This window comes from Sphingomonas ginsenosidimutans, assembly GCF_002374835.1.
Lineage (GTDB): Bacteria > Pseudomonadota > Alphaproteobacteria > Sphingomonadales > Sphingomonadaceae > Sphingomonas > Sphingomonas ginsenosidimutans.
In genome coordinates this window covers 124,877-137,144 of the sequence record NZ_NWVD01000003.1, presented here as the reverse complement: position 1 = coordinate 137,144, position 12,268 = coordinate 124,877, and the positions used below count along the sequence as shown (strand labels likewise).

12 protein-coding genes are annotated in these 12,268 nt (G+C 70.6%); 6 read left to right on the top strand and 6 right to left on the bottom strand.

Going from position 1 to position 12,268, the window contains the following annotated elements:
• Nucleotides 1-31 precede the first annotated feature (31 nt).
• Together COA17_RS09030 and COA17_RS09025 are read right to left on the bottom strand one after the other, a co-directional pair.
• Nucleotides 32-1,282 carry a dipeptidase gene (locus COA17_RS09030; RefSeq protein WP_096611838.1) on the bottom strand — a complete coding sequence of 417 codons (1,251 nt, stop codon included), beginning with the start codon at nt 1,280-1,282 and terminating at the stop codon, nt 32-34.
• Nucleotides 1,283-1,367: 85 nt separating this feature from the next.
• Nucleotides 1,368-2,837, bottom strand: a complete 1,470-nt coding sequence (locus COA17_RS09025) for a S41 family peptidase (protein ID WP_096611836.1) — start codon at nt 2,835-2,837, stop codon at nt 1,368-1,370.
• A 121-nt stretch (nt 2,838-2,958) separates the two neighbouring features.
• On the opposite strand from COA17_RS09025, the gene COA17_RS09020 reads away from it, so the two are divergent.
• A complete protein-coding gene (locus COA17_RS09020; protein ID WP_096611834.1) occupies nt 2,959-3,306 on the top strand; it encodes a hypothetical protein in 348 nt (115 codons plus the stop codon).
• Here COA17_RS09020 and COA17_RS09015 read toward each other — a convergent pair.
• From COA17_RS09015 to COA17_RS09005, 3 genes are all read right to left on the bottom strand, one after another.
• Complete coding sequence (locus COA17_RS09015) at nt 3,303-3,713, bottom strand: DUF1810 domain-containing protein (protein ID WP_096611832.1); 411 nt, start codon at nt 3,711-3,713, stop codon at nt 3,303-3,305. The genes COA17_RS09020 and COA17_RS09015 overlap by 4 nt on opposite strands.
• 398 nt (nt 3,714-4,111) lie before the next feature.
• Entirely contained in the window at nt 4,112-5,200 is a 1,089-nt protein-coding gene (locus tag COA17_RS09010; RefSeq protein WP_231738654.1) for a GGDEF domain-containing protein, read from the bottom strand.
• A 90-nt stretch (nt 5,201-5,290) separates the two neighbouring features.
• The gene (locus COA17_RS09005) at nt 5,291-5,845 is read right to left on the bottom strand and encodes a peroxiredoxin (RefSeq protein ID WP_096611830.1); all 555 of its coding nucleotides are present in this window, start codon (nt 5,843-5,845) and stop codon (nt 5,291-5,293) included.
• Nucleotides 5,846-5,912: 67 nt separating this feature from the next.
• Between COA17_RS09005 and COA17_RS09000 the strand changes: the two genes are divergently transcribed.
• The 5 genes from COA17_RS09000 (at nt 5,913) to COA17_RS08980 (ending at nt 11,002) form a co-directional block, all read left to right on the top strand.
• Nucleotides 5,913-6,746 (top strand): inositol monophosphatase family protein, encoded by an 834-nt coding sequence (locus COA17_RS09000; protein WP_066486904.1) that lies wholly within the window; start codon nt 5,913-5,915, stop codon nt 6,744-6,746.
• A gap of 39 nt (nt 6,747-6,785) precedes the next feature.
• Nucleotides 6,786-7,949, top strand: a complete 1,164-nt coding sequence (gene crtY / locus COA17_RS08995; RefSeq protein WP_096611828.1) for a lycopene beta-cyclase CrtY — start codon at nt 6,786-6,788, stop codon at nt 7,947-7,949.
• The gene (locus tag COA17_RS08990; protein WP_096611826.1) at nt 7,946-9,421 is read left to right on the top strand and encodes a phytoene desaturase; all 1,476 of its coding nucleotides are present in this window, start codon (nt 7,946-7,948) and stop codon (nt 9,419-9,421) included. Before crtY ends, COA17_RS08990 begins: the two co-directional genes overlap by 4 nt.
• Before the next feature lie 67 nt (nt 9,422-9,488).
• Nucleotides 9,489-10,070: an LOG family protein gene (locus COA17_RS08985; protein ID WP_066486898.1), complete on the top strand. Its 582-nt coding sequence runs from the start codon at nt 9,489-9,491 to the stop codon at nt 10,068-10,070.
• Nucleotides 10,070-11,002 carry a phytoene/squalene synthase family protein gene (locus tag COA17_RS08980; protein ID WP_096611824.1) on the top strand — a complete coding sequence of 311 codons (933 nt, stop codon included), beginning with the start codon at nt 10,070-10,072 and terminating at the stop codon, nt 11,000-11,002. Before COA17_RS08985 ends, COA17_RS08980 begins: the two co-directional genes overlap by 1 nt.
• 10 nt (nt 11,003-11,012) lie before the next feature.
• On the opposite strand, the gene COA17_RS08975 is transcribed toward COA17_RS08980, so the two are convergent.
• A complete protein-coding gene (locus COA17_RS08975) occupies nt 11,013-12,188 on the bottom strand; it encodes a phospholipase D-like domain-containing protein (protein ID WP_096611822.1) in 1,176 nt (391 codons plus the stop codon).
• Nucleotides 12,189-12,268: the final 80 nt, after the last annotated feature.

The following is a 12,268-nucleotide window of genomic DNA, read 5'->3' as shown; positions in this document are numbered from 1 at the left end:
GTGCGCCGGCCGGGATCGCGGCCGGCGCGCGTCAGTCGGGGGCGGTGGCGTCGACCGGCGGTTCCTTCGCCATCGACGCCGCCACCGCGTCCACCCGCTCGATCACGCGCAGGATATTGCCCTGCGCCAGTCCCGACAGGTCGGCATCGCTCCACCCGCGCCGCGCCAGCTCGGCGAAGATCAGCGGATAGCCTTCGACGCCCTTCAGCCCGATCGGCCCGGTCCCGCTGATCCCGTCGAAATCGCCGCCCAGCCCGACCGCGCCGCGCCCCGCGACCTTCGCGACATGCTCGATATGATCGGCGACGTCGGCGACGGTCACCACCGGTTCCGGGTGCTGCGCGTCCCACGCGACCAGCGGCGCCGGAGCGCGCGGGCCATATTCGTCGCTTGCCAGCCCCGCCCCCTTGGCGAAGGCGGTGCGCGCTGCGTCCCAGGCGCGCCATTTGGCCGACACGAAGCTGGGGTAGAAATTGACCATCACCACCCCGCCGCCGTCGCCGATCCGCTTGAGCAGCGCGTCGGGGATGTTGCGCGGCGCATCGGCGATCGCGCGCGCGGAGGAGTGCGAGGCGATCACCGGCGCGCGCGATACGTCCAGCGCGGCGGCCATCGTCGTGTCGGCGACATGGCTGACGTCGACGATCATGCCGATGCGGTTCATCTCCTTCACCACCTGGCGGCCGAATTCGTTGAGCCCGCCGGCGCGCGGGGCATCGGTGCTGCTGTCGGCCCATTCCAGGCTCTTGCCGTGGGTCAGCGTCATGTAGCGCACGCCCAGCGCGCGATACTGGCGCAGCACCGACAGCCGTTTGTCGATCTGGTGCCCGCCCTCGACCCCGATCAGCGACGCGATCCGCCCGCTCTTCTGCGCGCGGCGCACGTCGTCGGCACTGTCCGCCAGCGCGAAGGCGTCGGGCCAGGCCGCCGCCATCCGCCGGACGATGTCGATTTCCTCCAGCGTCATTTCCACCGCGCGCGGCCCGGTGGCGCTGGCGGGGATATAGACCGACCAGAACTGCCCGCCGACGTGCCCGCGCCGCAACCGCGCGATGTCGGTCTGCAGCGGATAGGGCCAGCGCGTCGAATCGGTGCGCAGGTCCAGCGCCTCGACCTTCGCGCCATAGTGCTGGCGAATTTCCCACGGCAGATCGTTGTGCCCGTCGATCACCGGCGTGCGTTCCAGCAACCGTTCGATCCGCGCCGGGACGGGCGGGGTGGCGGCAGGGGCGGGGGATGCGGCGGCGGCGGCGGCGGCCTGGGCCAGGAAAAGCGCGATCATGCGCCGCAGAACATCATATCATCGGCGCCCACGACAGCGAAAAACGCACCACCGGCCATAACCCGCGATTCTGGCGTGCCGCGCCTCAGTACAGGCCCGGCGTCTCGCGCTGTGCGGTGCGCGGGCGGCCGGGCGTCAGCAGCGTGCGCGCCTGCGCGGTCAGTCCGGCGGTGCGTTGCGCCGATGCGCTCGCGCCGATCGGGGTGCAGCCGCGCCCGCCCAGATAGTTCAGCGCCGCGCGCACCGACGCCTCGTTCGCATCGCCCAGCGGGCGGGTCAGGTCGTCGCTCGCCTGGCAGCTGGCCTCTACCTTGCCCGCCAGCCCGTTGTAGTAATCGCCCTGCCGCGCGGCATTCTGCAGCGCCAGCGCGATCACGCGCAGCCGGTCGTCGGGGCAGGCGGGGTTGTCGAGCGGGATCTGCCCGACGGGCTTGCCATAGGTGTTGCTGCCGATCAGCGCGGCATTGCCGTGCAGGTACGGGATCATCGCGTTGATGACATATTCGCTGGCCGATGCGGTCCCCTCGGTGCCGATGAACGCCACCTTGGTCGGCGTGATCGCATTGGCTTCGCGTCCGAAATAGATCGTCTCGTCGTTGCTCGACTTGCTCGGGCGGAACGCGATATAGGTCTGCACGTCGCTGGTGCTGCGCGCGCCGCCGAGCAGGTCGGTGAACGTCTCCGCCGTCGCCAGCAGCCCCCCGCCATTGTAGCGCAGGTCGACGATGACGTTGGTGATACCCTGCGCGCGGAACACGCCGAAGGCGGTGCGCAGCTGGTCGTCGGCGGTGCTGATGAAGGTGCGCAGGTTGACGTAGCCGACCTTGCGCCCGCCGTCGTCGATCACCTTGTAGCCGTAGCGCGGCGATACCGGTGCGAGCGAGAAATCGGCCTTGGACAGCGTCACCACGCGCGTGCCCGACGTATCGATGACGCGGAATACGCGCGTCGTGCCCGGCGTGTCGGGGCCCAGCGCGTCGTTCAGCGCATCGGTATTGCCCGACGACAACAGGCTGCTGACGGTCCGCAGGTTGCTGCTGCTGGTGCCCACCGCGTCGATCTGAGCGCCGCGATCGACATTGGCGGCCAGCGCCGGCCCGCCCTCGAACGATTCGGTCACCAGCAGCCGGTTCGACCGGTCCAGCGTCAGCCGCACGCCGAACCCGGCGGTAGTGCCGGAGCCGTAATAGGCGTTCTCTTCCTTCACCGACGTCAGATAGGTGAAATAGCGGTCCTTGTTCTGCGCCCGCGCCGTCGCGGTCAGCGCGTCCAGGAACGTATCGACATCGCCGTAGCGCGACGGGTCGATCGACGCCGGCAGCGTATCGGGGAACAGATACCATTCGCGCATCTGCGCCAGCACCCAATCCTGTCGCGCGCGCAGGCTGCACGATCCGCTGCTGGAAGGGGACGGGGACGGCGAGGGGGTGGGCGCGGTGCCGGTCGATCCGCCGAAGCCAGAGCCGCCGCTGCCCCCGCCGTCCCCGCCGCCGCACGAGGCGAGCATCGCCGCCAGCGCCACCAGTCCCACCACCCGACGCCGACCGCTACGCATCACCCGTACCCCCTGAAACTGCCCTACGTTATAGCGGGCACCGGCGCGCGTCATCAGGTGTTTCGCGTGCCGTCACGGGCTGCCGCCCTCGGCAGCCCGACACGACCGGGAAGGAGAGCGAATGCGTCGTTTTGCGCTTGTGATGCTGGCCGCCGCGCCGCTGGCCGCCTGCGGGGGCAGCGGGTCCGCGCCGACCAATACCGCCGAGCCGGCGAATGCCGGCGACACGATCGCGCGAATCGCCGCGATGAACGAAGGGGAGCGCAACGCCGTCCTGTTCCGCGCGATTCGCGACGCCGGGCGCGAATGCCAGGGCGTGGAACGGTCGACGGCCGTGCCCGCGGTGGCGGGGAAGCCCGCCTGGGTGGCGACGTGCGACAATGATTCGCACTGGCTGGTCGCGATCGGCAATGACGGCATCGCCGCCGTCGCGCCTGTGGCCGGCAGCCCGGCGCCCGCCGCCAGCTAGTTTGCGGCGATCAACGCCAGCGTCGCCGCGTCGGGCGCGCCGAACAAGTGGCGGAGCGTCGCCGCCACGATCGGCGGCGCGCCCGCGGCGTCGAACAGCGTCAGCGACGACCGCAGCTTCATCGCGTCGACCGCGCCCAGCATCGCCTCGGCCGATCGGTCGGGGTGCCCGGCGACCGCGGCGACGCACTCGATATAGCGCGACCCCAGCAGCGGATGCGCCAGATAGGCGCGCGCCTCTGCCAGGTCGGCGATGGCGTAATGGCGCGCGGTCGTGCTGCGCCCCAGTCCCGCGATCTGCGGGAAGACGTACCACATCCAGTGATGCCGCTTCGCCCCCGCGCGCAGTTCGGCCAGCGCGATGGCGTAATCGTGCGACTGGGCGGCGACGAACCGGTCAAGCTCCATGGCGGCACAACGCACGGACGCGGCCGGCGTGCCGGTCAGATGCCGAACGCGCTCGCCGCATCGACGTAGAGCAGCAGCCCGGTGGTGGAGAAAGCGGCGGCGAACAGCATCACGGTGCGATACGGATCGGGGTGGCGGCGCATGGCGAGACGGCTCCGGGCGGTCAGGCGATCGGTGCGAGCGGGACGGCGGCGCCGACCAGCAGCGTGGCGACGGCGATGGCGGCGAACAGCGAAGCGGCGATACGGCGCAGGTCGGCGGAACGGTACATGGCAAGTCTCCGATAGTGGTCGACCGGCTGATCCGGCCATGCCACCGCTTCAGCATCGATCGTGCCAGAAATGGAGAATCCACGCGTTACAAGGAATTGGCTATTTCTGCCGCCGCGGGCCGGCGGATTACGCCACCTGCCGTTCGCACGTTTCGCCAACATGTGGTGCGGTGATCGTGCGGGCGCGGCCCTGGTCCTTGGCGCGATACAGCGCGGCGTCGGCACGCAGCATCAGCGCGGCGCGCCCCTCGCCCGGACAGCCTTCGGCAACCCCGGCGGAGAAGGACACCGTGCCGACCAGCTCGCCCGTCTCGCGCACGCGCAGCCGGCGCCCGGTGATCGCCTGGCGCGCGCTTTCGATCCGCTCGGCGGCCTCGTCCAGCCCGATTCGGTCGAACAGCAGCGCGAATTCCTCGCCGCCATAGCGCGCGACCAGGCAGCCGCATTCGCTGGCCAGCGTATGCGCCACCGCGCGGATCACGCGGTCACCCACCGCATGGCCGAAATTGTCGTTGATCCGCTTGAAATGGTCGATGTCGCAGATCGCGACCGCGATCGGCCGGTCGCGATCCAGCCCGGCGAAGGCTTCGTCGAACGCGCGCCGGTTGGGAAGCTCCGTCAACGGGTCGGTCCGCGCCGATCCGCGTGCCTCGTCCAGCGCGGCGCGCAGCTCTTCGGTTTCGCGGCGGGCGGCGTCCAGCCGCTCTTCGGCCTGGTGGACGCGCGCGATCATGTCGTTGGTCAGCCGCCCGATCTCCTCGGCGCTGGCGGCGGGGCCGACGTCGCGCATCTGCGCGGCGCTGCGGGCCAGGTCGCGGCCGAAATTGTTCGCCTCGGCATGCGCGATCGTGATCGTGTCGTCGAACCCGGCGATTTGCATCAGCACGCGTTCGATCATCGCCTGGTGCGTGGCGGGATCGGCGACCATCCGGTCGTCGTCGTCATTGTCCGCGCCGGCCGCGGCGGCGATGGGCGCGCCGGTCTTCGCCTGCCCGCCCAGCCGCACGATGTCCTGCGCGGTCAGCCGCACGCCGCCGTCGGTGATCTCCGCCACGCGCCGCGCCAGCAAGCCGTCGGCATTGGCCAGCACGGCATGGGCGAAGCTGTAATGCGCCGGATCGGGGCTCAGCCGGTTGGCGGTCAGGAACGCGCCGATCTTCGCGAACAGCCGATCCCCGGTCGATGCCTGCGCCGCGTGATCCGTCTTTCCTGCCACCACCGTCTCCCGGGCGCCGTTTCGGCGCTGCAATGATCGAACGGCCGGAACATAGGGGACAGGTGCTAATAGATCGTATGTGCGCCGAATTTACCGTCCGCGCAGCTTCTGCACCGCCGCCAGCGTCAGCGCGACATGCTCCGCCGGGTTCATGTCGGAATGGACGAACGCGATGCGCCCGTCGCGCCCGATGACATAGCTGGTGCGGGTGGTCGCATCGCGCCCCTTCACCTGCCGCCCCAGCGCGACGTCATAGCCCGCGATGACGCGCGGCCCGGCGCTGGCCACCGCGAACTTGCCCGCGCATTCGCTGGACGAGAATTTCTGGAGGTCGGCGACATCGTCCGCCGACATGCCGATGACGGTCGCGCCCGCCGCCTTGAACGCATCGACCTTCTCGGCGAAGGCGCGCGCCTCCGCGTTGCAGCCGGAGGTGAACGCCGCCGGGAAGAAGTACAGCACCACCGGCCCGCGGCGCAGCTGCTGCTTCAGGTTGATCGCCACCACCTTGCCGGCGATCGCGCCGCGGGTGCTGAAATCGGGCGCGACCGCCCCGGGGGCAAGCGCGGCGGCGGCCGGCGCGGCACCGAGCGAGAACGAGGCGGCAAAGGCGGCGGTCATCGCGGCGGCAGGCAGGAAGCGCATCGGGGAATACTCCTTGACGTTGCCGACACCCTAGCGCGCGGCGGCGGGGCGCGATAGGCCGCCGGTCATGCCCGTGCGCCCCTCCGACATCGACCTCGCCCACCGCCTCGCCGATGCGGCGGGGGCGGTCATCCGCCCCTATTTCCGCCGCCCCGCCGGGCTGGAGATGAAGGCCGATCGCTCCCCCGTGACCCGCGCCGACCGCGAGGCGGAGGAGGCGATGCGTCGCATCCTCGACGCCGAACGCTCCGGCGACGGCATCGTGGGGGAGGAACATGGCGTGAAGGACGGCGTGACCGGGCGCCAGTGGGTGCTCGATCCGATCGACGGCACGCGCAGCTTCACCGCCGGGCGCGCGATCTTCGGCACGCTGATCGCGCTGGTGGAGGATGGCTGGCCGGTGCTGGGCGTCATCGACCAGCCGGTGCAGCGCGAACGCTGGCTGGGGGTGGCGGGGCGGCCCACCCTGTTCAACGGCGCGCCCGCCGCGACGCGCCCCTGCCCCGCGCTGGAGGGGGCGATCGTCGCCACCACCAGCCCGCATCTGTTCGACGACGGCGACGTGCCGCATTATCTGGCGCTGGTCGCTGCGGCCAGCGGCGGCGCGCCGCGGCAGGGTCCGGTCTATGGCGGCGACTGCTATAACTACGGCCTGCTCGCCAGCGGCTTTCTGGACATCGTCTGCGAATCGGGGCTGAAACTGTACGATTTTGCCGCGCTGGCGCCGATCGTGGAGGGCGCGGGCGGGCGGATGTGCGACTGGAACGGCGATCCGCTGACCGCCGACAGCGCCGGTCACGTGCTGGCGATCGGCGATCCGGCGCGCACCGACGAGGTGCTGGAGGCGCTGCACGCCGCCGGGCACGATCACGATCACGATCACGAGCATGGGCATCATTGAGGTTTCCGCCATCTGCGCAATCGGGTAGCGCTGGCGGGGATGGCGACGATCAACAAATGCGACCTGGCGATCGTCGGCGGCGGCCTGTCGGGGGCGCTGATCGCGCTGGCGGTGGCGGCGCGCCACCCGCAATGCGACGTCCGCCTGATCGAGGGCGACGACACGATCGGCGGGCGCCACGTCTGGTCGTTCTTCGGCGCCGACGTGGGGGAGGCGGAACGCGCGCTACTGGCGCCGATCGTCGACCATGCCTGGCCGTCCTATGACGTGCGGTTCCCCTCCCATGCGCGCACGCTGGCGCAATCCTATTATTCGGTGCGGTCCGACCGGCTCGATGCGCATGTCCGCGCCGCGTTGCCGCGCCGCGCGATCATGACCGGGCGGCAGGTCGTGGCATGCAGTGCGACCGCGGTGATCTTGGCGGAGGGCGACCGGCTCAACGCCGGCGCGGTGATCGACGCGCGCGGCCCCGCCGATCTCTCGCTCCTCGACTGCGGGTGGCAGAAATTCGTCGGCCACGAACTGCCCGTCGCGGGCGGTCACGGCATCGAACGCCCGCTGGTGATGGACGCCACTGTCGTGCAGGACGACGGCTATCGCTTCGTTTATCTGTTGCCGTTCAGCGATGACCGGCTGCTGGTGGAGGATACCTATTACAGCGACACGCCCGCGCTCGACCGCGCGCTGCTGACGCGGCGCATCGGCGATTATGCTGCGGCGCGCGGCTGGCAGGTGGGCGAACCGCTGCATCGGGAACAAGGCGTGCTGCCGGTCGTCATGGGGGGGGATTTCGCGCGATACTGGCGATCGGGGGGTGCAAAGGTGGCCAAGGCGGGCGCGCGTGCGGGGCTGTTCCACCCGACCACCGGCTATTCGCTGCCCGATGCCGCGCGGCTCGCCACGCTGATCGCCGCGCAACGTGACCTGTCGGGCGCGGCGCTGCACGATGTCACCCACGATCACGCGGCGCGCGCCTGGGCCGCGCGGCGCTTCTACCGGATGCTCGACCTCATGCTCTTCAAGGCCGCCGATCCCGATCAGCGCTATCGCGTGCTGGAACGCTTCTACCGCCTGTCGCCGTCGCTGGTGGCGCGCTTCTACGCCGCGCGATCGACTGCGTTCGACAAGCTGCGTGTGCTCAGCGGGCGCCCGCCGGTGCCGATCGGGCGCGCGATTACCGCGCTCGCGGGGGCCGCGGCATGACCCGCGCGGTGGTGGTGGGCGCCGGCTTCGGCGGGCTGGCGCTGGCGATCCGGCTGCAATCGGCCGGGGTCGAGACGACGATCCTCGAATCGCGCGACAAGCCCGGTGGGCGCGCCTATTATTGGGAACGCGACGGCTTCGTGTTCGACGGCGGCCCGACGGTCATCACCGATCCGGCGTGCCTGGAGGAATTGTGGGCGCTGTCGGGCAACCGCATGGCCGACGACGTCGTGCTGGAACCGGTCCAGCCCTTCTACCGGCTGCACTGGCCCGACGGGTCGACGTTCGACTATACCAACGACGACACGCTGCTCCATGCCGAGATCGCGAAGCTCAACCCGGCCGACAATGCCGGCTATGCCAGATTCCTCGAATATTCCGCGGGCGTCTATCGCGAGGGCTATGAGAAGCTCGGGCACGTCGCTTTCCTCGACTTCGCCTCGATGATCAAGGCGGCGCCCGCGCTGATGAAATATCAGGCGTGGCGATCGGTCTATGCGATGGTGTCGACGTTCGTGCAGGACGAACGGCTGCGCCAGGCGCTGTCGTTCCACACCCTGCTGGTCGGCGGCAATCCGATGACCACCAGCGCGATCTACGCGCTGATCCACAAGCTGGAGCGCGACGGCGGCGTGTGGTTCGCGCGCGGCGGTACCAACCGACTGGTCGCCGGGATGGTCGCGCTGTTCGAACGGCTGGGCGGCACGCTGCGCCTTGCCGATCCGGTCGCGCGGATCGAGACGCTGGGCGACCGCGTCACCGCGGTGGAGACGCAGGGCGGCTTCCGCGCGGAGGTCGACATGCTGGCCGCCAATGCCGACATCATGCACGTCTATCGCGATCTGCTGCCCGGGTCGGGCGCGGCGCGGCGCACCGCCGCCCGGCTGGAACGCAAGCGCTTCTCCCCGTCGCTGTTCGTCGTCCACTTCGGCATCAAGGGGACGTGGCCGGGCATCCCGCACCACATGATCCTGTTCGGCCCGCGCTATAAGGGGCTGCTCGACGACATCTACGAACACGGGATGCTGAGCGAGGATTTCTCGCTCTACCTCCACCACCCGACCGTCACCGACCCGTCGCTGGCGCCGGAGGGGCATTCGACCTTCTACGCGCTCGCCCCCGTCCCGCACATGGGCAAGTACGCCGGCGACTGGGAAACGGTGCGCCCGATCCTGGAAAAGCGCATCCTGGACGAGGTCGGGCGGCGGCTGATCCCCGACATCCACGACCGCATCGTCACGAAGTTCAGCTACGCGCCGACCGATTTCGCGCAGGATCTCAACGCGCATCTCGGCAGCGCCTTCTCGCTGGAACCGATCCTGACGCAGAGCGCCTATTTCCGCGTCCACAACCGCGACGATTCGATCCACAACCTGTTCTTCACCGGCGCGGGCACGCACCCCGGCGCCGGCATCCCCGGCGTGGTCGGCAGTGCGAAGGCGACCGCGGCGCTGATGCTGGAACGGAGATAGGCCCCCAGCTGGCGCGGGGATAGGTCAGCCCCTTCCCCTTTCCCCGCGTTGGCAGTAGCGCGGCGGCATGAAGCGTCTTGCCATCTATTGCGGCTCGGCCACGCCCGCCGACCCCTTCTACCTCGATCTGGCGCGGCAGGTCGGCGACACGCTGGCGCGGCGCGGGATCGGCGTCGTGTATGGCGGCGGGCGGCTGGGGCTGATGGGCGCGATCGCCGATTCGGCGCTCGCCGCGGGGGGCGAGGTGATCGGCGTCATCCCGCAGGCGCTGGTCGATGCGGAGGTCGCGCACCGCGGCCTTACCGAACTCCACGTCGTCACGGGCATGCACCAGCGCAAGCAGGCGTTCACCGACCTGGCCGATGGGTTCGTCACGCTGCCGGGCGGCACCGGCACGATGGACGAATTGTGGGAGGCGCTCAGCTGGGCGCAGCTGGGCTATCACGCCGATCCGGTCGGGCTGCTCAACGCGCGCGGCTATTATGACGATATCGTCGCCTTCTGGCACAAGATGGGCGACGTCGGCTTCCTGCGCGCGCAGCATCGCGAGCTGCTGATCGTCGCCGATACGCTGGATGCGCTGCTCGGCCGGATGGCGGCGCATGTCCCGACCCAGCCGATCGTGCGCATGGCGGCGTCCGACCTGTGATGCCCGAGCGCGCGGCGCTGGTGGAGGCGGCGCGCGTGTCGATCGCGCGCGGCTCGAAAAGCTTCGCCGCCGCCTCCACCCTGTTCGCCCCCGCCGTGCGCGAGCGCGCGTGGCTGCTCTACGCCTGGTGCCGCGCGTGCGACGATCTGGTCGACGGGCAGGACCATGGCGGCGAACGGGTCGCGGTCACCGACGCGCAGCGCCGCGTCACGCGGGTCCGCGCGCTCAGCGTCGCGGCGCTCGCCGGGCAGCCGACCGGCGATCCGGCGTTCGACGCGCTCGGCGTCGTCGCCGCCGAAACGCGGATGCCGCCGCGTTACGTCCACCACCTGATCGACGGGTTCCAGCTCGACGCCGACGACTGGCGCCCGGTCGGCGAGGACGACCTGTACCGTTATTGCTATCATGTCGCCGGCGCGGTCGGGTGCATCATGGCGATCGTCATGGGCGTGCCCCCGGAGGACGAGGCGACGCTGGACCGCGCGTGCGACCTGGGGCTGGCGTTCCAGCTGGCCAATATCGCGCGCGACGTGGATGAGGATGCACGCGCCGGCCGCTGCTATCTGCCGCAGGCGTGGCTGGCGCAGGCGGGGATCCCCGCCGATGCGGTGATGGCGCCGGCGCACCGCGATGCGCTGGTGATGATCGCGCGGCGGCTGGCGGACCGCGCCGCGCTGCACGAAGCGAGCGCGCGGGTCGGCACGCGCGCGCTGTCGTGGCGATCGGCCTGGGCGGTGCTGGCGGCGGCGGGCATCTACGGCGATATCGCGCGCACCGTCGCACGCCGCGGCGCGCACGCCTGGGACCGACGCGTGACCACGGGCAAGGCCGCCAAGCTCGCCTGGATCGCGCGCGCCGCGGCGCAGGCCAGCCGCCGTCACGTCATTCCCGATACCCCGCGCGATCCGCTGCTGTGGACGCGTCCGCGCTGACGCGCGCGTCTCACTCGTCCGCGTCGATCCCCCAGTTCAGCCCGCGCGAGATCGCCGGGTCGGCGACCGCGGTCAGCAGATAGGCGACGAACTGCTTGGCGCGCTGCCACCAGCCGGTCGCCGCCTTGTACGCCTCGGGCGTCACCTCGTTCGATCGCGTGATTTCCGCGTCGACATAGCGGCGGACATGGTCGGCGAAGGCGCGATCCTCGATCCGCAGCATCAGTTCCAGGTTGATGAACAGGCTGCGCATGTCGAAATTGGCGCTGCCCACCCACACTGCATCGTCGACGACGTACAGCTTGGTGTGCAGCTTGGTCGGCGCATATTCAAACACCCGCACACCGCGCCTGAGCAGCCCGGCATAGGTGAAGCGCGCCGCCGCGATCGTGACGTTGTTGTCGGACAGCGCCGCCGTCACCACCCGCACCCGCGCCGCGCGCTTGCCCGCGCGGTCCAGCCGGCGCAGCATCGTGGGGGAGGGCGTGAAATAACCCGCGATGATGTCGATCCGCGCCGCGCGCGCCATGTCCTCGCGGATCGCGCGCGCCCATGGCGACAGCCGCCGCGTCGGCCCGCCGATCGTCCAGCGCAACGCGCCGCGCGCCTCGCTCCACTGCGCCAGTGCCTTGTTGAGCCGGCGGACGCGCCCGCCGTGGCGGATGCCCTGTTCCAGCGCGTCGAAATAGCCCGCGATCCGCCCCGCCGCCGCGCCTTCGACCAGCAGCCCCAGGTCGCGCCACGCGCGCTCGGCGGGCGTGCCGAAATAATCGTCCTCGATGTTGAACCCGCCGATGATGATCCGCGCCGCGCCCAACTCCTCGGCATCGGCCAGCGCCAGTTTCTGGTGGTTGCGCAGCAGGTAGCGCCGCCCGAACCGCGGCGCGAACCGGCACACGCTGACCCCGGCCGCCTCCACCGGGGCGAAGAAAGCCTCGTCCGCGGCGCTGCCGAATCCGTCGACGATCAGCGCCACCGTCACCCCGCGCTGCGCCGCGCGCGCCAGCGCGGCATTGACGCGCCGCCCCGATTCGTCGTCGGCGTAGATGTAATAGAGGATACGCAGCGACCGCCGCGCGCCATCGATCAGCGCCAGCAGCGCGTCCAGCCGCCGCGGCCCGGTATCGAGCAACGTCAGCCGGTTGCCGTCGACCGCGAAGGTCGGCTGGGCGGTGGCATCCTCCATCGCGCCGCGGCATGGCGGTTGCGCGCGCGCACCGCAAGCGCGGGCTTTCCTTGACGGATGGCGGGTGAGTCTCTAGATGC